The organism is Hymenobacter nitidus (genome assembly GCF_020447315.1).
Classification (GTDB): domain Bacteria; phylum Bacteroidota; class Bacteroidia; order Cytophagales; family Hymenobacteraceae; genus Hymenobacter; species Hymenobacter nitidus.
On sequence record NZ_JAJADQ010000005.1, the window covers coordinates 220,034 to 243,131 of the forward strand.

Sequence of the window (23,098 nt, forward strand, 5' to 3'; positions counted from 1 at the left end):
CGTTATGTCCACCACCTCCACGACGCAGACGCTTCACAACAACGCCTCCATCGAGCGGCCCCGCTCCGGGACCTGGGATGGCGGCAACGAACCCTTCAAGGCTAGCTATGGCAAGCTGATGATGTGGTTCTTCCTGCTGTCGGATGCCTTCACGTTTGCCGCCTTCCTGACAACCTACGGGTTGATGCGCCACCGCCACCTGGCGTTCACCGGCGACCACAAGGATTTTGTGTTCTCCACGGCCTACTGGCCCATTCCGGATAAGGTATTCAACTCCTTCCCCGGTCTGCACGGCATGGACCTGCCACTGGCTTTCGTGGCGTTGATGACGATGATTCTCATCTTCAGCTCCGTGACGATGGTACTGGCCGTGGAAGCTGGTCACCGCATGGACAAGGCCGACGTGCAGAAGTGGCTGTTGTGGACGTTGCTCTTCGGCGCTACGTTCGTAAGCTGCCAGGCCTGGGAGTGGAGCCACTTTATTGCTGGCACCGACGAAGGCACCAAGATGCTGGACGGTACGATTTTCCACGGCGCCAACCTGCAGATGAACCAGTACGGCCCGGTGCTGTTTGCCGACCTGTTCTTCTTTATTACCGGTTTCCACGGCACGCACGTATTCAGTGGGCTGGTGCTACTGACCTACTGTTTCATTGCCACCACCAACGGTACCTTCGAAAAGCGTGGCCACTACGAGATGGTAGAAAAAGTAGGTTTGTACTGGCACTTTGTAGACTTGGTGTGGGTATTCGTCTTTACCTTCTTCTACCTCGTTTAATTACGAACCAGGTTCCGTCTCTTTTCTTCGCTTTTACTTCCCTACTCATATGGCTCATCACGCAACTGACCATACCCAGCCAACCGGTGAGATTCAAAAGCCCGTCACGGGCTGGATCTGGAAAACGTTCTTCGTTCTGGTTGGCATCACGGCCCTGGAATTTGCCGTTACCTTCATCATGGACCCCAGCACCCTGCGGAACTCGATTCTGATTGTGCTGACCATCTTCAAAGCCTTCTTCATCGTGGCCGAGTTTATGCACCTGAAGCATGAGACCAAAGGCCTGATCTGGACCATCCTGGTGCCCATGGCGCTGCTGGTCTGGCTGATGGTAGCCCTGATTACGGAGGGCTCGGCTATTGGCGAGGCCATCTACAATGCCTTTAAATAAGCAATGCGGCCCAAGCAAACCCTGATTCTGGGCCTCATTCTACTCTTGCCGGTACTGGCGTTTTTGTTTCTCAAAACCTTCGGTACCAATCGTTTCGCGCTGCCAACTTACCTGCCCGAACGTGTCGACTCGACACAAGTAGGCGGGAAGTGGCAGCGCGATACTGTTTTTCATACCCTCGGTGACTTTAAGCTGCCTTCCCAGTCGGGGCGGGTCGTTAGTCAGCAGGACCTGAACGGGGGAGTGTATGTGGCCAGCTTTTTCTTTGCCACCTGCCCGGGGGCCTGCCCCCGCGTAAACAGCCAACTGATGCGGGTGCAGGAGAAGTTTCGCAAGGAGCCCCGCGTAAAGCTCGTCTCCTACACCGTCGACCCCGAACACGACTCGGTTGCGGTGCTGGCGCGCTATGCCGAGCAGTACGGGGCCATTGCCGGCAAGTGGTTTTTCTTGACTGGCAACAAAGATGATTTGTACCGGTTAGCAACGGAGGAGTTTCGTCTGCCCGCTCCTTCGGGTGCGGCCCCCGGCATCGTCCACAGCCAGAATCTGTATCTGGTCGACCGGGACAAGCGGGTACGCGGTATTTACGACGGCACGAAGGCCAAGGAAGTAGAGCGCCTCATTACCGAAACCAGCATTCTGCTGTACAATTATGACCACGACAAGTCCGGTCGCTAAACCTGGCAATAATGCCCGGATCAAGACCATCATGATCATCCTGGGAGTGGCTATACCGGTGGTAGTAGCCATTCTGCATTTCTTCTCGAAGTCGTTTCATATTGCCGGCGCCCAGGTGAAGTTTCTGCCGACCGTAAATGCGGTGCTGAACTCTCTGACGGCGGTTTGCCTAGTGCTTGGGTACTATTTCATTCGTCAGAAACAGGTACTGAAGCACCGGGCCATGATGGGGACGGCCTTCTTGCTGGGCGCCTTGTTCCTGGTTTCCTACGTGGTGTATCATTCTCAGGTAGAGTCGACTAAGTTTGGCGGACAAGGCCTGATCAGGACCGTGTACTACTTCATCCTGATTTCCCATATCCTGCTGGCCGCCGTAACGGTGGGCCTGGTGCTGTTTACGCTGTACTATGCCCTGACCGAGCAGTTTGCCAAACACCGGGGCATTGCCCGCTGGACGTTCCCGATCTGGCTGTACGTGTCGGTAACGGGCGTGATTGTCTACTTCATGATTTCGCCGTATTACACCTAGGACGCGGGAAACTATTCCTCACCTGATTGGTTTTCAAAGAGATGAAAAAGACTTTTGGAGCTGGATTGATTGCCCTGTTTGTGGCGGTGCTGCTGAGCCTGGCGCCCCTGGCTGCGCAGGCGCAGTGTACGATGTGCAAAACGCAGGTAGAAGCCGCACGCACTGAGAAGGATGCCTACGATACCTCGGGCCTGAACAAGGGCATCGTGTATCTGATGACGATTCCATATTTGCTCATTGGCACCGTAGGGTACTTCTGGTACCGCAACAGCCACAAAAAGAAGTAGTGGCCGCCCCCACCTCGGCGGGTTGGGCCTTGTTGCAACTGAAGTGTCCGCGGTGCCACCGCGGACCGTTGTTTAAGTACTCAGCCCTAAGCCTGACCAAGTTCGACGCCATGTACGAGGCTTGTCCGGACTGCGGGCAGCACTACGAGCCGGAAGTCGGGTTTTACTGGGGCGCCATGTATGTCAGCTACGGCTTTTCCGTCGGCATTGTGGTGGTGGTAGGCATGCTGCTCTATTACCTGGCGCACGACCCACCGGTGTGGGTGTACGTCAGCTCGGTAGCCGGGGCCGTTCTGCTGCTGACGCCTTTGCTGTTTCGCTACGCCCGCGCCGTGATGCTGTACTTTTTCGGGGGCATTCATTATGAGCCGCACCGCTAACGCTACCGGTTGGTAAACCCTGCCGGCTTGCTGCAGAAATAGGAAATGCCGCCGTTTGGCGGCATTTTTGTTTGGGCTGCCTCCCACTTTGCCAAGTGCCTCAATCGATTACCGTTTTTTCCTGCTGTTGAAGTCGTCCCGTTTTTCCCCGCTTGTTCTGCTGCTGGCCGCCACGATCTGCTTTGTGGGCGCCTACCTTAGCAACCGTTTTGGGACGCGGGCTTCCGGCGTGCTGGTGCATACCGATGTGGTACGTCTGCAGAGTCTGGTAGAGGGTGCCGAAAATATTGCCCAGCGCGAAGCAGCTGAAGTAGCCCGCCGCCTGCAGAGCGGCGAGCTGAACTTTGGCACCCTGGTGGGCCACACGACGTACCCGTGCTTTGTATTTCGGGGGGATAAGCTCCTGTACTGGTCAGATCATACTACGCGGCCCGAGCCGGAGAATTCCACCCAGAACTTTCGCGAGAAGCTCGTGGAGATGCGCTTTGGCTATTACCTGGCGTTGCGGCAGCCGGCTGGGGCCTACGTGGTGCTAACCTACGTCCCGTTGGAGAAGCGCTACGGCATCAGCAACCGCTACCTGCGGGAGGGCTCCGACAAAGCGCTGTTTAAGGGGCTGAACGTGCGTATTATGCCCGCTATGCCGGGCTCCCGCCTGCCCTGGCTCCGTTCGGCGGAAGGCAAATACCTGTTTTCGGTGGAGAGCCTGCAGCCCAACCCGATTACGGGCAAGTATCTGCTGCTGGCTTTTCTGGTGCTGGGCACTGTGCTCTACGTGGGCGGCTGGCTGCTCCTCACGCGCCGCCTGCTCCGCCAGGGCCGCATCATTGAAGGTGCCGCCAGCGTGGTAGTGCCGCTGGCCGTCTACCGGGCGGCCCTGCTTTACCTGGGCCTGCCGTTTTCGGTGGTCGAGCTGCCGCTGTTTGATCCGCGTGTATATGCCGCTTCCTGGCTTTCTCCCTCACTGGGTGATTTGCTGATAAATGCCTTGCTGCTGCTAATTACGGCCTATTACGTGCTGCTGCTGTTCCGGCGCTACGGCGTGGTGCGGCAGGCGCGGCACGTACAGGGACTAGCCGGGCGGACGGCGGTAGGCACGGTAGTCGTGTTTGTTTTTCTGGGGCTGCTGGCGTTGCTGTTTCAGTTTTACTCCAACAGCTTCAATAACTCCCAACTGGTGCTGGATATAACCCAGAACATCCAGATTTCCGGGTTCAAGCTGCTGCTGTGTCTGGCTATTGTGCTGCACACGGGCGGCTATCTGGTCGGCTTTTATATCCTGTCCCAGCTCTTTATTGCCATTGGCCGGCCCAGTTCCAAGCGCTTGGGCGTGACGATGCTGGCGCTGTCGACGGGGCTGTTTCTGCCGGCCGGCGTAGCCATAGGCGAGGCCAATATCATTTTGCTGGGCCTCACGCTGCTGTTTTTCCTGGTCGTGCGGCTGACCGGGCTCAAGCAGATTGCCTCCATCATGCCCTACCAAGTTTACCTGTTCATCTTTCTGATGCTGGGCATCAGCTCGGCGGTTGGGGCCCTGGCGCTCTACGAGCATTTCGACCGGCAGCTGGTGCTCACCAAGCAGAAGATTGCCGGCAACCTGCTCGTAGATAATGACCTGCAGGGTGAATACCTGCTGGCTGAGCGGACCCGCGAAATGGCTGCCGACCCGCTGATTCGCTCCATGCTGGCCAGCCCGTTTGCCAACCAGGATGTGGTGCGCCAGAAAATTGTGAAGTACTACCTGCGCGACTACTTCGACAAGTACGAGGTGACTGTGTCGCTGTTTGACCCCGCGGGCAAGCCGATTCAGGAAGCCAAAAGCAAGCCCGGCCTGGCTACTACGCGCCAGCTGCTGCTGCGCGCGGCCCTGGCCACCGACCAGCCCAACGTCTACCTGATTCGCAACCCCAGCTCCTTCAGCACCCGGCGCTACGTGGCCTTTGTGGGCGTGCCCAGCCCCCGCGGTGGCGTGAGTACCGTGCTCCTGGAGCTCTCCCTGAAAAAACTCACGGCCAACAGCGTCGTGCCCGAGCTGCTGGTGGACCAGAAGTTTTTTCAGCCCAGCCTTGGCCCCGAGCTGAGCTACGCGGGCTTTGAGCACAGCCGGCTGGTGTACAACGAAGGCGACTTTGACTACGCTAACCGCCTTACGCTGCAGCAGCTGCAGGACCCGCGTCTGTACAGCACCGGCTTGTCAGTAGAGGGCTTCCACCACCTTGCCGTGCGCGGCCCCCAGAACCGGACGGCCGTAGTTACCACGGCCACCTATTCCTTTGCCGACTGGCTGGCCAACTTCTCCTTTCTGTTTCTGCTGCACACCTTTTTCTGGCTGGCGGCCATTGGCATTTATATGCTGGCCCGGGGGCGGTATTTCGAGGCGTTTCAAGCCAATTTCAGCACCAAGATTCAGCTGTTTCTCAACCTGGGCATTTTGGTGCCGCTCATCGTAGTCAGCATTGCCACGGCCAGCCAGGTAACCAACTCCTACAAGCGCGACCTGCTGCGCACCTACGAGCGGCGTGGCAAGGCCGTACAGGAAAACCTGCTGAAAAACCGCGCCGTGCTGGCCGACTCCGCCAGCCGCACCGCCCTGATTGACCTAGCCGAAAACGTGTCCAGCCTCACCGAAACCGACCTGAACCTCTACGATGCCCAGGGCGAGCTGCTGGTGAGCAGTCAGCCGCTCATCTTCGAATCGGGACTGCTGAGCCCATTGATGAACCCCCAGGCCGCCGCTGCCCTGGCCGAGCAGGCCCAGCCCCGGGTGCTGCTCACTGAGCGGGCCGGCACGTTGTCCTTCAACTCTCTGTATCTGCCCCTGCGCACTGTAATGGGACCCGAGCGGGCCAACGTGGTGGTGGGCTACGTGGGTATTCCTTTCTTCGACTCGGAAAAAGAGCTGGACAACAAGCTGATTGAGCTGATTTCGACCATTCTGAACATCTTCACCGTGATGTTCATCCTGTTTCTGGTGCTCACCTTCATTGCCTCCCGCCTGCTGACCTCACCGCTGAAAGTGTTGACCGAGAAGCTCCGGCATACCACCCTGACGGGACAGAATGAGATGCTGGCCTACGAGTCATCGGATGAAATCGGGCTGCTCGTGCGCGAGTACAACGCCATGCTGCTCAAGCTGGAGGAAAGCAAGCAGGAGCTGGCCACTCAGGAAAAAGAGGCTGCCTGGCGCGAAATGGCCCGGCAGGTAGCCCACGAAATCAAGAACCCGCTGACGCCGATGAAGCTGAGCCTGCAGTTTTTGCAAAAGGCTATTGCCGAGAAACGGCCTAATGCCGAGGAGCTGATCGGCCGGATTTCCCAGACGCTGATAACGCAGGTCGACGTGCTGAGCGACATTGCCACTTCGTTTAGCAACTTCACCAACCTGCCCGCCATGCGCCCCGAGCGTCTCGACGTGGCCTCCATTCTGCGCCGCTGCGTGGGCCTGCACCAGGGCGGGGCCCGCGGCGGTGGCATCGATTTGGAGCTGCCGGAAGCAGCCGAGGACGGCCGCTTCGTGGTATTCGCCGATGAAAACCTGCTGGTGCGTACTTTCAATAACCTGCTGATCAATGCCCTGCAGGCCGTGCCCGACAGCCGCAAGCCCCGGATTACGGCCAGTATGAAGGTAGTTGGCGCCGACCGGGTGCAGGTCTGCATTCAGGACAACGGCGCGGGCATTCCCGAAAACGTGCGCGACAAGGTGTTTGTGCCCAACTTCACCACCAAGGAGTCGGGCTCGGGTATCGGGCTGGCCGTGGCCCGGCGCGGCATCGAAAGCGCGGGCGGCAAAATCTGGTTTGAAACCGAGGAAGGCGTGGGCACGCAGTTCTACATCGAGCTGCCCCTGGCGCCGGCCTAAGCATCTGGGGCGAAGGTGAAACGCGCTGGCACGAAACAACCCGCTTTTCACGTTGTTGAGCCACACCACTACTTTTGCCTTCAACCCGTTTTCAGGACCGAATGATCAGCAGCAATACGCTTCGAATTCTGCGCATTTGCCTGTTACTGCTCGGAGGAATGCTGGGAGCCGGAGCGGCGCAGGCCCAGCAGCAGCGCGATGTGCCCTCGTCGCGGCGCTGCCGCTGGGTGCCGCTCACGCCGGGGCGCGACACCACCCGCTTTGCCTTGAGAGATTCCCTGACAGTGGTGCCGTCGTCGGTGAGCGTGCTGGGCCGCTCGGTGGCCTACGACAGCCGCCGGGGCCAGTACCAGCTGGTGCGGCCGGCTCCCGCTCCCGACTCGATGGGAATCATCCGGCCCGACTCGGTGCTGGTATGCTACCGGGTGCTACCTATGCAGCTGGCTGCGCCCCGGTTTCGGCGGCCCCGCGGGCTGATGGACAGTGTGAGCTTCGGGCGGCGCACGTTCGGCTACCAGGATTTTGCCGTTAAGGAGCAAATTCTTAACACGCCGGGCATCAGCAAAACCGGCAACCTGTCGCGGGGCGTCTCGTTTGGCAACACCCAGAATGTGTTTGTCAATTCCTCGCTCAACCTACAGCTCGACGGCAAGCTCACCGACGATATTACCCTGACGGCGGCCATTAGTGACCAGAGCGTGCCGTTTCAACCCGAGGGCAACACCCAGCAGCTCCAGGAATTCGACCGGCTCTACATCACGCTCACCCACCCGCGCTGGAACCTGACGGCCGGTGACGTGGTGCTGCGCAACAGGCCCGACTACTTCCTGCGCTTCTACAAAAACGTGCAGGGCGCCGCCATTGAGGCCAACGTGGGCGCCCGGCCCGGCCGCCGCAGCAACACGACGGTAGCCGCGGGTGTGGCCAAGGGCAAGTTTGCCTCCATCGATATTGCCCCCATCGAAAACGTGCAGGGCCCGTACCGCCTGCGCGGACCCAACGGGGAGCAGTTTATCATCGTGCTGGCCAACTCCGAGCGGGTATACCTGGATGGCCGCCTGATGACACGCGGCTTCGACTTCGACTACGTCATCGACTACAACCAGGCCGAAATTACGTTCTCGCCCCAGCACCTGATTACCCGCAACTCGCGCATCAAAGTCGACTTCGAGTACTCCGATTTCAACTACGCCCGCTCGCTCTATCACCTGAGCCACTACCAGGAGTTGGGCAAGCTGAGCGTGCACGCCAATTACTACCGCGAGGCCGACAATCCCGACAACTCGCCCAACCTGACGCTGAAGGAAAGTGACCGGGCCATTCTGCGGGGCGTGAGCGAAAACGTGAGTCAGGTGAGCACGCCCGGCGCCGACTCGGTGCAGTACGACCGGCGGCAGGTGCAGTACAACCGCTCCGTTATTATCGACGCCAACACGGGGCAGCGCACCGGCGTGTTTACGTATCCGCCCGACTCGACGCGGGGTGTGTACACGGTTCGGTTTACGGACAAGGGCGCGGGCGGGGGCAACTACAACCTCAGCTCGCGCTTTACCAACGCCAACGGCCGCGTGTATGAGTACGTGGGTGAGGGGCGGGGCCGCTACCTGCCCGAACGGCTGCTGCCTACGCCCCTGGAAAAGCAGATGATTTCGATGGGCGCCAGCTACCGCGTCGATTCGACTACCACGGTATTCGTGGATGTGGCCTCCACCGACCTCGACCTGAACCGCTTCTCGCCCGATACCGACCAGGGCCAGGCCATGCGCGTAGGCTACGCCGTGCTCGACCGGAAGCTGGCCCTGCCGGTGCTGAAGGCCTACCGGTTTCGCAGCGCCCTCGACTACGAGTATACCAGCCACCGCTTCGCGCCCATCGACCGGTACCGCGACATCGAGTTTGACCGCAACTGGAGTACCACCAGTACGGTGCAGGGCAACGCCACGCGCCGCGCCGCCCGGGAAGACAACGTGCTGAACTTCTCGGTGGGGGCCGTGAAGGATGCCAACAACGCCATCAACTACCGCGTGACGCGGCGCTACCGGGCCGGCGAAGTCAATGGCATTCAGAACTGGCTGGATGTGGCCCAGAAGCTCGGCGACGTGGAAGCACGGGTGGGCCTGTTTCTGCTCAACTCGGAGGCCGGGCGCTTCCGCTCGCAGTGGGCGCGGGGCGAGGCTACGGCCCGCTACAACCGCGGCATCGTGGTGCCCGGCTATGCCTACCGCTTCGACAAGAACCGCGTGGCCCTGCCCAGCGGCGACTCGCTGAGCTCGGCCAACTACTTCGACGAGCACAACGTGTTTGTGCAAAGCCAGGACAGCGCCAAAACCCGCTTCCGCCTCGACTATACCTACCGCCGCGACCAAACGCCGCTGCAAAACGAACTGCGCACCCGCGGCCAGGCCCAGACCTGGCAGGGCACGCTCAGCAGCCGCCTGGGCAAAAACCAGGACCTGAACCTGCTGGCTACCTACCGCGACCTGACCGCCCGCGACAGTGCCCGCCAAAGCACCGTGCTGGGCAAAGTCGACTGGAATGCTTCCTTTCTGCAGAACGTGGTGCGCTCGGAGCTGAGCTACAGCGTGGCAACGGGGCGAGAGCTGCGCCGCGACTTTTCCTTTCTGACGGTGCCGGCCGGGCAGGGCACGCACTACTACCAGGACACCAACGGCGACGGAATTCAGCAAAAGGATGAGTTTTTTGAGGCCCAGACCCCCGATGCGCAGTATCGCACCTACATCAAGGTGTTTCTGCCTACCGACGACTACATCATTGCCTTCACCAACCGCTTCAGCTACCGGCTGACGCTGAATGCACCCCGGCAGTGGCGCGACGAGAAGGGCGTGCGTAACCTGCTGACGCGCTTTTCCACGGTCAGCAGCGTCACGCTCGACAGGCGCACCGTGGACAAAAGCCTGATTTCGCGCCTCAATCCATTTGCCTTCCAGACCGAAGACACGCTGCTGCTCTCCCTGAACAAGCTGCTGCGCAACACGGTATACTTCAACCGCTCCAACCCGATTTTTGGCGCCGAGTTCACCGTGCAGCAAACCCAGCAGAAGGTGCTGCTAACCCAGGGCTTCGACGTACGCAACCTGGCCAGCCAGTCGGTGCTGGTGCGCCGCACCCTGGCCCAGCAGTTCACGGCCCGCCTCACGACCACGCGCAGCATCCGGGAAAGTGCTTCGGACTATTCCGATGACCGTAATTTCCGGCTCTTAGTGTACGAAGTGACGCCCGAAATCAGCTACCAGCCCAATACCACGCTGCGCTTCACGGGCACTTACCAGCGCATCAACAAGCAGAATACCGCCGGCCCCGACCAGGACGTGCGCGGCACCTTCGACGAGCTAGGCCTGGAAACGCGCATCAGTCAGGTGAGTAAGCGTACCGTGAGCGGCACAGCCCGCTACGTGAAAGTGGGTTTTGACGCCGACCAGACTTCCTTGGTGGGGCTGGAAATTCTGAATGCCCTGCGCCCCGGTAGCAACTTTACCTGGAACCTGAACGTAGAGCAGCGCCTGAGCAACGGCCTGAACGTGACGGTGGCCTACGACGGCCGCAAGCCCAACGGTCTGGCCCCGATTCATACCGGCCGGATGCAGGTATCGGTGCTGTTTTAGGGCTTTTCGGCCCTGGTGCCGACGGCACGCAAACGCCCCCGAACCGGCGCTCTATAAGCTACGAATAGCCGGACGCGTACCGATTCGGGGGCGCGGCAGGTGGCGCGAATAGGTAGCGGGCCCCGCCTACCGAAGCTCTAAGCGGTGCGGCTTTTTGAGGGCCAGGGCGGCCAGCAGAGTGGCCTGGGGCTGCTTGCGGGTGATGAGTTCCACGCTGAAATCATCCGCCGTCAAATCACCGGCCAGCAGCTTGCCGCTGACCGCCGTTGGCAGCCGGAATGCGGCTTTCACTTCCAGATGAGTCTGGCAATTGGCGCAGGAACCCGAATCCCAGCGGTTCAGAACCGATTTGTAGCCGACGACTTCCTTTTTGCCTTCGTGATGGGCATACGCAACCACCACGAACGAGCCTTTGATGGGAGCCTTGTTGATGCGGGAAACGTGCAGGGTTTTGGGGCTTTCCGGCGTTTCTACTGCTGTTGCTGCTGCTGCCTGGCCGGCCGTCAATGTGTCTACCAATACGCCGAGTGAGCCTTTGCTGTAGGTATAGCCCATCTGGGTTTCGATGTTGATACAGTCGCGCGAGATGTACGTGGGGCCGTCATTGTTCAGGCCCTTCTTGAACGGATTCAGGGGAGTGTCCAGTGTCAGGGACGTATTCGGGGCAATGCCTGGGGTAGCTCCCTGGCTGTCGGAGGAGTTCGTGCCGGGGTAGTATTCGATGATTTCGAGCTGTTCGGTAGCCTGGTGCGCCTGCTGCCACAGCCAGAATACCCGGTCGATGTTGCAGTGGTGGAAGTAGAACATGGGGTCGAGGCCAGCCGTGTCGTTTTCCCCCATGTCGCCAGTTGCCTCAGCGTCGAAGCTAGGATCGGGGGTATAAGGCGCCTCAAAGCCTCCCATTGCCAGGTGAATATCATTGTGCGGCTCTTCCAGGGGCGTTACCTGCAGGGTTTTATTCGCCGGCACATGGTTCCACTCCTGGGCCGAAGTGGTATTGGAGAATACCGTGTAGTTCGGGGCCAGCAGGCACTGGTGAAACTTCTGGTAGATACCATCGCCGGTATCCTTGCCCAGCCACTGAGTCAGGTTGGCGTTCAGAAGCTTAACGTTGGTGTCGTAGTTAGGGTACTTAGCATTGTGGGCCGTCGTTGCCGCTTGGTCGGTGGGAGTGCCCACTAGGCCTGCCAGCGGGTAACGCACGGTTTCGTAGCCGGCCGGCTTGGAGTAGCTGGGGTTGTTGGGGTCATTCACGTTGTCACCGGCTACTTGGTCGCTGATGGCTATTGGAAACGTAAACGAACGCAGGGGATTAGGAATCTGCACGCCATCCAGGGTGTAGAACTCGTCGGTCAGCGCTTTTGGCATGCCGTAGGCCAGCGTTTCGTCGGCCGTTTCGTCCCAGTACGGCAACATGACGTCGGCGCAGCCGGGAATACTTTGCAGCGCTTCCTCAATCTTCAGGCAATGCGCGCGGTGCCAGGTCGGAAACAGAACGTTGCCGTGGTTGCAGTAGCCACCCCAGAACAAAGTGCCGTTGGTCTGACCAGGACCCCGGAAAGGCTCCCCATGATAGCCCGCCAGGTTGAAAAAGGATTTAAGGTTGGTATAATCCAGTTCCTTGATGCCTTTCCAGGCGCGCATCAGGTCGTCGAGGGGCTTGGTGTTGCCGGCGTCATACTCAGTTTGCAGCTCCACGATGGAGCGACGAATGCGGATGGGTGAGGAGGAGGTCATACGAGGGGTTGGAATGTAGATTTGGGCGCAGATACTGCTGGAAAGGAGAAGTTATTCAGGAGAGAGCCTGCCGCCAGCGCCCCGATGCCCACCAGCGCAAGCCACGGCTGCAGGGGAAAAACGCTACGTGCCAGCAGCAGGCAGAAGGCTCCGAGCAGGCTACACGTAAAGGGCCAGTAGCGCCGGGCGGCCAGCTGCTGGCAAAGCAGGTAGAGATGAACCAGCAGCAGCACGACCAACACGGGCAGCATCCAGGGCTGGTAAGCGGGCAGCCGGACAATGCCAATGCTGCCGAGCACGCTCATATAGGCCGCCCAGCAGAGCGGGCACTTCGGGAAAAAGGCAATGCCGATGCTGACCAGGGCCGCAGGCACCGACTTGGCCAGCGCACGGACCCTGGTGCCCGCTATAGCGTTGGCAGTTGGGGCGGCGGGCTGCACGCAGCCACAGCCGCAGTCATTGGTAATAACAACAGATTGTATGCGCATCAAGTGCCTGACTTAGTGATAGAAGCCAGGCAAATGTAGGGCTTCGGCCAGGCGCCCATGCGCGCAAAAACACCCGGTTTTACACCCCCGTATTTCTACCTGGCTCCACTTTGCCCGGCACGCGTACTGGCTCGGCACCCTCCCGCACCAATGTGCTGTCTCCCGTGAAAAAGGCTTATTCGCAAGCGGAAGGAAGCGCTGGCCCGGTTGCTGTTGAAGGGCCGGAAAGGTTGCTGTAACAGGTATTCAGCATAAAAGCCGCGCATCGATAACCAATGATTCTGGTTATCAATACGCGGCTTTTGCGCTGGCAGCACCGCTGTAAATGCGTATTCCGTGGTGCAGCTAGGCCGCGCTGCTGGCTGGCGGCTACAGCGTAAGCAGCTTGCGCATGTGGGTAACCACGGCCAGCTCGGCCTGTCCGGCGGGGGCTTTGGCGGCGTCGAGCTGCTTGAGGGCGGTGGCCTGCCAGGTGGCGGATGGAGCTTTGCCTTTCTCCAGCATCTGCAGGCGTTCCAGGCCCAGAGCCGAAATCAGGCGCAGCTGGGTGGATAGCGGCGCGTACTCCCACAGGCTCGAGCCCTGGAGCAGGAGCGGCTGCAGGCGCTGGTCGTTGGCTTGCCAGGTACGCAGCTGAGCGTTCAGGAAGGACAGCAGGGCCTTCGAACTGGCGCCCTTGAACCGCTCGGTGGCCGGCGCCATTTTCAGATACTCCACCAGCCCGTCCACGGCCACCCCAAACTGCCGGGCTGCTTCCGACTCCGCCGGGGCCGCATCCACCAAACGGGTAAGCGGCGTGCTGGGCGTGTAGGTGAAGCCCTGAAAGTGACGCTTATACTCCTTCACGGGCTCTACCACGCCGGCCAGAGTACGCAGCGCGGCTACGTCGCGGCCCCCGGCCAGGTTGGTGAGCAGCATTTCCGGCACCTTGCGATGCTGCAGGCCCAGGGTTTCCAGCTCACTCGAAACCAGCGCCAGCCGCCGGTACATATCCGGCACGTCGCGCACGTAGGGCGCCGACCACAGCCGCTCGGCCACGGCGGCGGCCCGGGGCCAGATGCGGCTTTCAATAATAACGCTGTCCGCGAATTCGGCCCACATGGTAGCCTCCCCACCCAGAATCAGGCCCTTTTGGCTGGCGGTCAGGGGGGCGTCGGCCGGTAGCGGGTCGTTGAGGTAGTAGGTGGCGGCCGAGTAGTTCAAATCGAGGTAGTAGCCATTGGACAGCAGGGCGGCGTGGCCCTGCTTGGCTGCATCATACAGGCCCTTGCGGCCCCGCCAGCTCTGAATTACGGCGTCTTCGGGCAGGCCGGGGCCCAGAATTTCGTCCCAGCCCACCATCTTCTTGTGGTACTTGGTCACGAACTGGAGAATGCGCCGGTTGAAGTAGGTTTGCAGCCCGTGCTTGTCGAGCTGGCCGTTGGCTTTCAGAAAGCCGTTTTCCTTCGACCAGGCCATAATGCGCGGGCTGCGCCGCCACTGGCGCCCGTCGTTTTCGTCGCCCCCGATGTGGAAATAAGGGTCGGGAAACAAGGGCGTCATCTCGGCCAGCATCTTATCGATAAGCTGGTAGGTGGTTTCCTTAGTAGGGTCCAGGGCAATGTTGAGCGTGCGCCAGGTCTGGGCCGGGCCGTAGGTCGAGTCGATGGAGGCCAGCTCGGGGTAGGCCGCCATCCAGCTGGTGGTGTGGCCGGGCATGTCGAACTCGGGAATCACCCGAATCCCGTGCTGGGCGGCGTACCGGACCACCTCGCGCACCTGGGCCTGGGTGTAGTACTGGCCGCCCACCTGGTGCAGGCGGGGCAGCACTTTGCTTTCCACCCGGAAGGCCTGGTCGTCGCTCAGGTGCCAGTGCAGCACGTTGAGCTTCACGGCGGCCATGGCATCGAGGTTGCGCTTGATAACGGCCACGGGCATGAAGTGGCGGGCCGCGTCGATAAGCAGCCCGCGCCACTTGAAGCGCGGCGAATCGGCAATATCCACTTCGGCAAAGCTGTACTCCTTTTTCTCAGTGCTCAACAGCTGCCGCAGGGTGGCCAGGCCCCGCAGGATGCCCAGGTGCGTATTGGCCGACAGCGAAATGCCCATCGGCGTCACGCGCAGGCTGTACATTTCCTCATCGAGCAGGGCCAGGTCGCCGAGGCGGCCGTAGTAAATCGTCAGGTCGGCGGCCCCGGAACCGACGAATTCGGTGCTCAGGCGCTTATTGTTGGTTTGCTGACCCAGCCAGGTGCCAAACTGGGTGAGGCTGGGGCGCAGGGCCGAGTCGGCTTTGGGGCCCTGCAGCTGCACGCGCCAGTGGCCTTTGAGCACAAAGCGGCTGCTGCCCCACTGCGCCATCGAGGGCACCGGCAGGAGGGCCCGCGTGTCCGTTACCGGGTTTTGCGCCCCAAGCTGAGTAGTGAAGCCAAGCAGTAGCAAGAGCAGGAAAAAGCGGGACAGGCTGGAACGAACCGACATAGGGAATCAGACTAGGAGGGAGGCTAAAGGTAAGCAACGACCGGGCCCGAATAGCCGAAAACCGCCGGGTATCCTTAATTTGGAGCTTCTAACGGCCGTTTGGGCCGGCTTTTTACGAGTAGCCGCTTCTATTCCTTCTATGAAATCTCCTTCCCGAATAGCATGGCTGCTGAGCATTGGTTTGATGCTGTGGGTTTCGTTCTATCTGGCACCGGTGCGGCGGGAAGGCGTCCGCATCATCGTTTCCGACAGTGCCGGCTACTACCTCTACCTGCCGGCCGCCCTCGTGCACCACGACCTGCTACAGTTGCGCTTCCGCGACGAAATGGTGGCCAAATACCATCCCACGCCGCGCTTCGAGCATGCCACCCGGGATACGGTCAGCCAGAACTTCGTGCTGAAGTATTCTTCCGGGCTGGCCTTGCAGGAGCTGCCGTTCTTTCTGGTGGCCCACGCCCTGGCCGAGCCGCTGGGTTACCCCGCCGATGGATATTCGCAGCCGTATCAGTGGGCTATTCTGCTGGCCAGCTTACTGGTGGCAGTACTTAGCTTGTGGCTGGTGCGGCGGGCGTTGCTGCCCCGGTTTGGGGAGTGGCCTACTGCTCTCACCCTGCTGATTCTGGTGCTGGGCACCAACTATCTGAACTACAGTGCCGGCCAGGGAGCTATGACGCACAACTGGTTGTTTGGCTGGTACGCGGTGCTGCTGCTGCTCACGCCCAGCTTCTACGCCCGGCCCACGCTGGGCAAAGCCCTGGGAATCGGGGCTACGGTGGGCCTGATGACCCTGACGCGCCCCACCGATATTCTGGCCGTGCTACTGCCGCTGCTGTGGGGGCTGCGCTTCAGCCGGGCTGCCTTGGCGGAGCGGCTAAGCTTCTGGCGCCGGCACGCGGGCCTGCTGCTGGCCGCCGCACTGGCCGGCGCGGCGCTGGTCAGCATTCAGCTGTTTTACTGGCACTACGCCACCGGCTCCTGGCTGTATTACAGCTACGGCAACGAAGGCTTCAACTGGCTGCGGCCCCATTTGTGGGAGGGTATCTTCAGCTTCCGGAGCGGCTGGCTGCTGTATTCGCCGCTGCTGCTCACGGCGCTGGTGGGCTTCGGACCCTTGCGGCGCCAGCAGCCGGCCGCTTTCTGGCCCATGCTGATCTACCTCCTCCTGTTTCTCTACGTCACCTTCGCCTGGGAGCAGTGGACCTACGGCGGGGCGCTGGGCCAGCGGGCCATGGTGCAAAGCTATGCCGTGCTGGCCTGGCCCATGGCGGCGGCCCTGGCCTGGCTGCTGGCCCGGCCGCGCTGGGCGGCAGCCTACGGTGTGCTGGCGGTAGTGGGCTGCTACTACGGCCTCTGGCTCACGGTGCAGGCCGCAGGCGGTGGTCTGCTGGCGGCCGGCGACATGACCCGCACCTACCTCTGGCGTATTCTGTTCCGCTACGAAGTGCCCTCCGAAACCCGCCTGCTGCTCGACAGCAATTCGGAGTTTACCGGCACGCCCGTGAAGCAGCGCGTGCTGTGGCAGCAGGATTTTGAGCAGGAAAAAACCGGCCTGTGCGGTACTTCCGCCCTGCAGGGCCGCTGCTCGCTGGCCCTCGACTCGCTGCACCCGCAAAGCACGGAGTACGTACTGCCCGCCCGCCCCGGCGACTTCCAGTGGGTGCGGGCCTCGGCCCTGGCCCGGGCAAACAGCACGGAATGGGACATGCCGCGCATGACGCAGTACGTGGTGCGGTTCCGGCGCGGTACCGAAGTCGTGAAGGCGCGCACCGTGCGGCTGCAGCGGGCCCTGGAAGGCGGCTGGCCCCGGGAGCTGCACTTCGATATGCGCCCACCCCGTGAGGACTTCGACAACGTTTCCGTCGTGTTTCTCTACTATGGCACCCAGGCCGGCCTGCTGCTCGACAATGCCAAGCTCACCGTGTTCGACGAGCAGTAAGCATGGAGCTAGATTAAGCCCCGCGACTTGAATTCCAGGTAACGGTTGATGGTGTTGACCGTCAGCTGCTGGGGTGGTGTGAGGAGGCTGTGAATACCGTAGCGCTGCAGTTCGCGCACAATCTGCCGCTTTTCCTGCATGAATTTCTCGGCAATGGTCTGGTTGTATACCTCGTCGGTAGTGGTGGCCGGCTGGTCGAGGTAGTGCTGCAGCTCGGTGTTTTCGAAGAACACGACCAGCAGCAAATGGTCTTTGGCCAGGCGGCGCAGGTAGGGCAGCTGACGTTGCAGACCGTTGAGGGTTTCGAAGTTGGTGAACAGGATCAGCAGGCTGCGCTGCCGGATCTTGGCTTTTACGTTGGTGTAGAGCAGCTCAAAATCGGTTTCCAGATATTTTGTGCGCTGCTTGTAGAGCACCTCCAGCATCTTCTGCATGTGGCCCGTGCGCCGCTCGGCCGGTACCACGGCGCTCAGCCGGTCGGCGAAGGTGATGAGGCCGGCCTTGTCGTGCTTGAGCAACGCAATATTGCTGACGACCAGCGTGGCATTGATGGCATAATCCAGCAGACTCAGCCCCTCAAACGGCATGCGCATCACCCGGCCCTTGTCGATCAGGCAGTACACTTGCTGGGCGCGCTCATCCTGGTAGTGGTTTACCACCAGCGCCTCGGCGCCGGTACCGGCCCGGCGGGCGGTGGCTTTCCAGTTGATGTTGCGCGGGTCGTCGCCGGCCACGTAGGGCCTGATTTGCTCGAACTCCAGGCTTTGCCCCACCCGGCGGATGCGCTTTACGCCCACTTCCGTCAGCCGGTTGCTGATGGCCAGCAGCTCGTACTGGCGCATCTGCAGAAACGAGGGGTACACCGGTACGGTATGCTCCTGCCCGAAGCGGAAGCGCCGCTGTACCAGCCCCAGCTGCGAGCTGACAAACACGTTCAGGGCCCCAAACTGGTACTCGCCCCGCTTCACCGGCCGCAGCTGATAGTGAATAACAGTGGTTTGGCCAGTGGGCAAATGGGCGCGAAACAGCAGGTCGCGCCGCTGTAACTGGGGCGGAATCTCGTCAATGGTTTCCGTGCTGACCGGAAAGCGGTAATGGTTTTCCAGGTAGATGGCCACCTCGTTGTCGCTGCCGTTGGCCAGCTTATCGCCCAGCACGCGGCGGGCAAACACGCCGCCGCTGCCCCCGCGGGTAGGGGCGTACAGCAGCACCAGGTCGGCCAGGGTAAGGGCCAGCAGCAGGCCGGCCGCCAGCTGCATCAGCACCAAAAGTCCGGGTAGGAAAAACGCCACCACCAGGCCCGCCACCACGGCCGTGAGCAGAAGAAAGAAGCGCTGGGTCAGAAATAAAGCCTTCAAAGCAGGAGAAATAGAGGCGGGCCGTTCAAGCAAAAAGTCGGGGACGTGGGGGCCGGCGGCCGTTAGCGGGGCACCTCTATCTGCTGCATAATCTGCTGCACGATGTCATCCGGCGTCTGGCCTTCCATTTCCCGCTCCGGCGTGAGCAGAATGCGGTGGCGCAGCACGTGCGGGGCCAGATACTGCACATCCTCCGGCGTCACAAAGTCGCGGCCCCGCAGGGCGGCCAGGGCTTTGGCACCGTTGAGCAGCGCCAGCGACGCCCGGGGAGAAGCGCCCAGGTACAGGCCTTTGTGGGCGCGGGTCTGACCCACGAGGCGGGCAATGTAGTCGAGCAGGTGAGGCTCGACGTGCTGCCGCCGCACTTGTTGGCGCAGTTCCCGCAGCGTTTCGGCCGACAGTACCGCCTGCACGCTTTCCAGCGCCGCGCTGCCCAGCCCGGCGTGGTGCCCCTGCAGAATGGTCACTTCTTCCTCCAGCGTAGGGTAGCCTACGTGCAGCTTGAACAGGAACCGGTCGAGCTGGGCTTCGGGCAGGCGGTAGGTGCCTTCCTGCTCAATCGGGTTCTGGGTGGCCAGCACCACAAACGGGTCGGCCATGGCGTAGCGCGTGCCGTTCTGGGTTATCTGTCGCTCCTCCATCACCTCAAACAGCGCCGACTGCGTTTTGGCCGGGGCCCGGTTGATTTCGTCAATCAGCACGATGCTGGCGAAGATGGGGCCGGGCCGAAACTCGAATTCCGACTTGTTGGGCAAAAATACCGCCGTGCCCAGCACATCTGAGGGCATCAGGTCGGGGGTGAACTGCAGGCGGCTGAACGGCACGGACAAGGTGCGGGCCAGCAGCTTGGCCGTGAGCGTTTTGGCAACGCCCGGCACGCCTTCCAGCAGCACGTGCCCATCGGCCAGAATGGCCGTGAGCAGCAGTTCGGCCAGTGCCTGCTGGCCCACGATAATCTTGCTTAGCTCCCGGCGAATGGCCTCCGCGTGCTGGCTTAAGTGGCTTAAATCAGTGCGGGGCGCAAAGGCGGTGTCCTCGGAAACGGTAGTAGGAGCAAACGGCTCGTTGCCGGAGGACGCGGGAAGAGGTGAAGTATTTTCCATCAGGAATTAAAGAAGAAAGCTGCGGCGGATGATAGAGAAGGACAAGGAAATTATTTAATTAGTCTTTCTATATGGATGTGAATTATAGTGTTTTAATACGCATGGGATATGCATCGGAATAGTTATAAAAAGGTATAATGCAAATTTAAGGCATAGTGCAATTGTCTATTTAGCGGCGTTACGGAAGTCGTTTAGCGTCTTATTCAGCAGCAGCAGGTCAGCGTCCGAAACCTGATTTGCTGTACGAATCATATTGATGCGGCGCACCATCTGCTCCACGGCAGCAACCGGCAGGCCTACTTTGCTGGCCAGCCTCTCGCGGGTTGCCAGCTCGTTCAAATCCAGGCTGGGCTCGTGCAGGTGGGTGCGCAGAAACTCCAGAAACAGCCCGATTTTCTTTTCCGCAATAAGGGCATGATTGCCATCCTGCCGGTAGAGGCTAGCCACCGTGCGCGTGAAAAGCAGCGTTGTATTAGGCAAAGGCGGCAGAACCGGAATGATGCGCTGACGGCGCTTGGCTTCAAATAGCCCAAACAGCACCATGCCCACCAGGCCCAGGTAGAGGGCCCGCCGCAGGGCATCGTGGGCCAGCAGCACCCGCAGCAACGACTGCTCGCCCTGGCGGCCCTGCTTCTGGTATTCGTCCCACCACACGGGCCGGCCCACGGGCAAGTAGGAAAGCGCCGCAAAGGCAAAAGGACTAGTAGCGGGTCGCAGCACGTAATAGTTGGTGAAAACCAGCGGCACCGAGCACAGGTACAGCTGCCCCAGGCCGTGCGGAATGCGGATCAGGACGGCGCGGCCCTGCTCATCGGTGGCCAGAGTAGTAGCCCGCAGGCTGCTGTCGGGCACCAGGCGGTAGGCGGCGCCTGAGGCAGGGAGGCGGAAGGCCCGGCCCGCCGCCCGGGCCAGTCCCGCATTGGTGAGCAGCAGCCGAACGGAGTCGGGCGAGGACGAGCCGGTGACACTGCCGGGCCGCTGAAACCGCACTGGCAGCGGCTTGGCGCGAAACCCGAGCGTGTCGGCAAAGCGGGCGTCGAACTGTTCGGCGGCAATAAACACGTCGTTGCCGCGGGCTACGTGGCGCAGCAGGGCCCGGGTATCCGCCTGGCTCAGCGAAAAATCGTCGTTGACAAACAGATAGGAGCCCTTGGCGTAATCAGAGGCCGCCAGTCCTTCCGCATAGTCGCCTTCAACCGTCTGGCTGGAGTCGGCGCCGTCGGGAACGGCAGGCTCGGCCGCCAATTCCTCCATTTGGGCCAATGAATCGGCTTCGGCTACATAGGCCGTATCAGCTAGGGCTGCCGCCGAGTCTTGCTCCTGCTCCAGATACACCTGGTCGTCTTCGGTCGGTGCGGCTTCATCCTCGCCTTCCAGTTGGCTATAGATGGGCAGCCGGATGGCGCGCACGTCGCGGGCGGGCACGCCCAGCACATCGGGCAGCACCTGGTAGAGTACGTAGGTGCCGTAGGGAATCTTGTCGTTGCTTTCGAAGGTGGGGCGCCAGTCCAGGGGCTTGGGGCGGTAATATTCCACGGCCACGTAGCCGCCGAAGAGCAGCAGCAGGCCGAGCAAATACCAGCGGAACGTCGTCATCGTGGAGGGAGTGCTAAGCCGCGCGGCGAGTAGTGGCAATCTGCCGTTGCAGGGTCAGGCGGGCGTCGCGGGCCAGGGTGTAATGGGCAGCCGACAAGTCGTTTTGCTCGCCGTACCACACGTATTCAAACTGCCGGGTAATTTCCTGAAAAGCCGGGCGCAGGCTGCCCGCCGTCAGCTCACGCAGGTAGTCGTGGTTGGTTTTCTCGGGCTGCCACCGAATCAGGCCGTGGTCGGTGAGCTGCTTGAGCACCGCCAGATACCCCAGACGCACGGCCAGGCGGTAGTTGCCGGCGGCTTCGGCTTGCGCCAGCAGAGTGTTGAAATCCAGGGAGTGAATATCCTCCGCGGCGGTGTCGTAGAGCAAGGGGCTGCGGCGCGGGGCGCGTCCGAAGGCGCGCGTCAGGTCGACCTGCAGCAGCTTGAGCACCACAAACACCAGCGCTACTACCAGGAAAGAGTACACGCCGTACTCCCACACTACTTGGCCGCTTTTGGTGGCCAGAAAATCGTCGAGCCAGCTCCAGAGCCGGGCCCAGAACCGGGACGGCCCGCTTTGCTCACTTTTTACTTCCACATACTGAAACTCGCGCTGACTACGAAACTCGCGCAGCTGCCGGGCCGCCGGCTGCCGAAGCCGCACCCGGCTCGTGCGGTCGGTGGGCAGGGTGGGAGTCGGGTTGCTCACCCTGAGTGCGGGCTGGCCCACAGCCACGGGCCCAGTCGGCAGCAGGAGCAGACCACAAAAACACAGGCGCAACCAGAAACGCAAAAGCACTGATACGAAGGCAACAGGAGGTGAAACGGAACAGGAAGAAGGCCGACCGCCGGCTAAAACGGGCTCTGGCGGCGGGATTAGTACTCGCCTTCGTCGTCGGGCTGGTAGCTGCGGGGGGCAGCCACGGCTGCGGGCTGGGTGCCGATGGAATCCACCAGTGAGTACAGTCCCTGGCCCTCTTTGCGCTCCACGAGGTTGAAATACTGGAAGGCCAGGGCCAGATACAGGAATGGATACAGCGCCAGCATGGCCACCGAATTCAGGCAGGAAGTCACGATGGACAGCAGGTTGCTCAGCGCACTGGTGCTGCTCTGGTTGGTAAGCAGCATCGGGCTGCTAATTAAGGAGGTAATGCCAAAGACGACCAAGCCCAGCATCATGATGAGCAGAGCCATGACGAAAATTAAACCGAAGGTAGACCACCACTTGCCCCATACCAGCGAGAAGCAGCGGCTGATGGTAGCAAAAAAGCCGGTCCGTTCCCGAATCTGTACTATGAAGAACAAGCTCAGCACTACCATGGCGTAGCCCATAGCCCCGTACACGACGAAAATCAGCAGGGCAATTATAACCGGGCTTTTCAGCAAGACGGCCCCTAGTAAGGCCGCTACTATGGCCATCACCAGCACCGCCAGCATCGTCAGGAGGCCCAGGCCGAAGAAGGAAAGTAGTGCCCCCAGGAAGCGCTGCCGCACTATGGCCCACACCTCAGCCACAGTCACGGGCTCTGCGGGGTCTTCTTTTTCCAGGCGCAGCACCACGTAGCTATACACCGTCAGAATCATGAGTGTGAACGAGCACAGCGCGGCCACAATAGTCACCCAGTACTCGGGGCCACTCAGCAAGTCAGACATCACCCGTAGGGCCTCCGCTTGGTTGCCCTGGCCCGGAGAAATGACCCTGCGCCAAGAAGTAAAGATGCCCCCCAGACGGGCCTGCAGCAGACCGCCCGCAATGCCCCGGATGAGCATCAGGGGCAGCACAATGTAGAGCAGGCAGCGGCCCAGGGGCCGGAAGTGGGCACGTACGAAGTCGAACGAAGCCTCGATTTTGCGGCCAAAGTCCCGTTCGCGCAGAAAGTCGCTGGCGTGGGTGAAGGATAGGTGTTTCATAGCAG

17 protein-coding genes are annotated in these 23,098 nt (G+C 61.0%); 9 read left to right on the top strand and 8 right to left on the bottom strand.

Annotation, left to right across the window (positions count from 1 at the left end; translation table 11 throughout):
* Positions 1-4 precede the first annotated feature (4 nt).
* From LGH70_RS11500 to LGH70_RS11535, 8 genes are all read left to right on the top strand, one after another.
* A complete protein-coding gene (locus LGH70_RS11500; protein WP_226185670.1) occupies positions 5-778 on the top strand; it encodes a cytochrome c oxidase subunit 3 in 774 nt (257 codons plus the stop codon).
* Between the two features lie 49 nt (positions 779-827).
* Positions 828-1,169: a cytochrome C oxidase subunit IV family protein gene (locus tag LGH70_RS11505; RefSeq protein WP_226185672.1), complete on the top strand. Its 342-nt coding sequence runs from the start codon at positions 828-830 to the stop codon at positions 1,167-1,169.
* A 3-nt stretch (positions 1,170-1,172) separates the two neighbouring features.
* Positions 1,173-1,847 carry an SCO family protein gene (locus LGH70_RS11510; protein ID WP_226185674.1) on the top strand — a complete coding sequence of 225 codons (675 nt, stop codon included), beginning with the start codon at positions 1,173-1,175 and terminating at the stop codon, positions 1,845-1,847.
* A complete protein-coding gene (locus tag LGH70_RS11515; RefSeq protein WP_226185676.1) occupies positions 1,822-2,376 on the top strand; it encodes a DUF420 domain-containing protein in 555 nt (184 codons plus the stop codon). Before LGH70_RS11510 ends, LGH70_RS11515 begins: the two co-directional genes overlap by 26 nt.
* A 41-nt stretch (positions 2,377-2,417) precedes the next feature.
* On the top strand, positions 2,418-2,663 hold the full coding sequence (locus LGH70_RS11520) for a hypothetical protein (protein WP_226185678.1): 246 nt from the start codon (positions 2,418-2,420) through the stop codon (positions 2,661-2,663).
* Positions 2,664-2,731: 68 nt separating this feature from the next.
* Positions 2,732-3,043 (top strand): DUF983 domain-containing protein, encoded by a 312-nt coding sequence (locus tag LGH70_RS11525; protein WP_226185680.1) that lies wholly within the window; start codon positions 2,732-2,734, stop codon positions 3,041-3,043.
* A 127-nt stretch (positions 3,044-3,170) separates the two neighbouring features.
* Positions 3,171-6,902 (top strand): sensor histidine kinase, encoded by a 3,732-nt coding sequence (locus LGH70_RS11530; protein ID WP_226185683.1) that lies wholly within the window; start codon positions 3,171-3,173, stop codon positions 6,900-6,902.
* Between the two features lie 158 nt (positions 6,903-7,060).
* Positions 7,061-10,525: a DUF8818 domain-containing protein gene (locus tag LGH70_RS11535; RefSeq protein WP_226185686.1), complete on the top strand. Its 3,465-nt coding sequence runs from the start codon at positions 7,061-7,063 to the stop codon at positions 10,523-10,525.
* Between the two features lie 126 nt (positions 10,526-10,651).
* Here LGH70_RS11535 and LGH70_RS11540 read toward each other — a convergent pair whose 3' ends face one another.
* From LGH70_RS11540 to LGH70_RS11550, 3 genes are all read right to left on the bottom strand, one after another.
* Entirely contained in the window at positions 10,652-12,262 is a 1,611-nt protein-coding gene (locus tag LGH70_RS11540) for a tyrosinase family protein (RefSeq protein WP_226185692.1), read from the bottom strand.
* Positions 12,259-12,750, bottom strand: coding sequence for a hypothetical protein (locus tag LGH70_RS11545; RefSeq protein ID WP_226185694.1), 492 nt, complete (start codon positions 12,748-12,750; stop codon positions 12,259-12,261). The genes LGH70_RS11540 and LGH70_RS11545 overlap by 4 nt, the downstream gene beginning before the upstream one ends.
* Before the next feature lie 369 nt (positions 12,751-13,119).
* Entirely contained in the window at positions 13,120-15,210 is a 2,091-nt protein-coding gene (locus LGH70_RS11550) for a beta-N-acetylhexosaminidase (protein WP_226185696.1), read from the bottom strand.
* A gap of 139 nt (positions 15,211-15,349) precedes the next feature.
* Between LGH70_RS11550 and LGH70_RS11555 the strand changes: the two genes are divergently transcribed.
* Complete coding sequence (locus LGH70_RS11555) at positions 15,350-17,146, top strand: hypothetical protein (RefSeq protein WP_226185698.1); 1,797 nt, start codon at positions 15,350-15,352, stop codon at positions 17,144-17,146.
* 8 nt (positions 17,147-17,154) lie between these two features.
* Here LGH70_RS11555 and LGH70_RS11560 read toward each other — a convergent pair whose 3' ends face one another.
* From LGH70_RS11560 to LGH70_RS11580, 5 genes are all read right to left on the bottom strand, one after another.
* Complete coding sequence (locus LGH70_RS11560; protein ID WP_226185700.1) at positions 17,155-18,504, bottom strand: DUF58 domain-containing protein; 1,350 nt, start codon at positions 18,502-18,504, stop codon at positions 17,155-17,157.
* Between the two features lie 62 nt (positions 18,505-18,566).
* Positions 18,567-19,607 carry an AAA family ATPase gene (locus tag LGH70_RS11565; protein ID WP_226185702.1) on the bottom strand — a complete coding sequence of 347 codons (1,041 nt, stop codon included), beginning with the start codon at positions 19,605-19,607 and terminating at the stop codon, positions 18,567-18,569.
* Positions 19,608-19,772: 165 nt separating this feature from the next.
* Positions 19,773-21,203: a DUF4350 domain-containing protein gene (locus LGH70_RS11570; RefSeq protein ID WP_226185703.1), complete on the bottom strand. Its 1,431-nt coding sequence runs from the start codon at positions 21,201-21,203 to the stop codon at positions 19,773-19,775.
* Between the two features lie 13 nt (positions 21,204-21,216).
* On the bottom strand, positions 21,217-21,891 hold the full coding sequence (locus LGH70_RS23830; protein ID WP_226185704.1) for a DUF4129 domain-containing protein: 675 nt from the start codon (positions 21,889-21,891) through the stop codon (positions 21,217-21,219).
* Positions 21,892-22,058: 167 nt separating this feature from the next.
* Complete coding sequence (locus LGH70_RS11580) at positions 22,059-23,093, bottom strand: hypothetical protein (protein WP_226185705.1); 1,035 nt, start codon at positions 23,091-23,093, stop codon at positions 22,059-22,061.
* Between the last annotated feature and the right edge of the window lie 5 nt (positions 23,094-23,098).

Excerpts from the sequence above, each read along its gene's own strand:
- LGH70_RS11510 (WP_226185674.1), top strand. The coding sequence starts at position 1,173 with ATGCGGCCCAAGCAAACCCTGATTCTGGGCCTCATTCTACTCTTGCCG.
- LGH70_RS11515 (WP_226185676.1), top strand. The coding sequence starts at position 1,822 with ATGACCACGACAAGTCCGGTCGCTAAACCTGGCAATAATGCCCGGATC.
- LGH70_RS11555 (WP_226185698.1), top strand. The coding sequence starts at position 15,350 with ATGAAATCTCCTTCCCGAATAGCATGGCTGCTGAGCATTGGTTTGATG.
- LGH70_RS11580 (WP_226185705.1), bottom strand. The coding sequence starts at position 23,093 with ATGAAACACCTATCCTTCACCCACGCCAGCGACTTTCTGCGCGAACGG.
- LGH70_RS11535 (WP_226185686.1), top strand. The coding sequence starts at position 7,061 with ATGCTGGGAGCCGGAGCGGCGCAGGCCCAGCAGCAGCGCGATGTGCCC.
- LGH70_RS11565 (WP_226185702.1), bottom strand. The coding sequence starts at position 19,607 with ATGGAAAATACTTCACCTCTTCCCGCGTCCTCCGGCAACGAGCCGTTT.
- LGH70_RS11545 (WP_226185694.1), bottom strand. The coding sequence starts at position 12,750 with ATGCGCATACAATCTGTTGTTATTACCAATGACTGCGGCTGTGGCTGC.
- LGH70_RS11550 (WP_226185696.1), bottom strand. The coding sequence starts at position 15,210 with ATGTCGGTTCGTTCCAGCCTGTCCCGCTTTTTCCTGCTCTTGCTACTG.
- LGH70_RS11505 (WP_226185672.1), top strand. The coding sequence starts at position 828 with ATGGCTCATCACGCAACTGACCATACCCAGCCAACCGGTGAGATTCAA.
- LGH70_RS11520 (WP_226185678.1), top strand. The coding sequence starts at position 2,418 with ATGAAAAAGACTTTTGGAGCTGGATTGATTGCCCTGTTTGTGGCGGTG.
- LGH70_RS11500 (WP_226185670.1), top strand. The coding sequence starts at position 5 with ATGTCCACCACCTCCACGACGCAGACGCTTCACAACAACGCCTCCATC.
- LGH70_RS11570 (WP_226185703.1), bottom strand. The coding sequence starts at position 21,203 with ATGACGACGTTCCGCTGGTATTTGCTCGGCCTGCTGCTGCTCTTCGGC.
- LGH70_RS11540 (WP_226185692.1), bottom strand. The coding sequence starts at position 12,262 with ATGACCTCCTCCTCACCCATCCGCATTCGTCGCTCCATCGTGGAGCTG.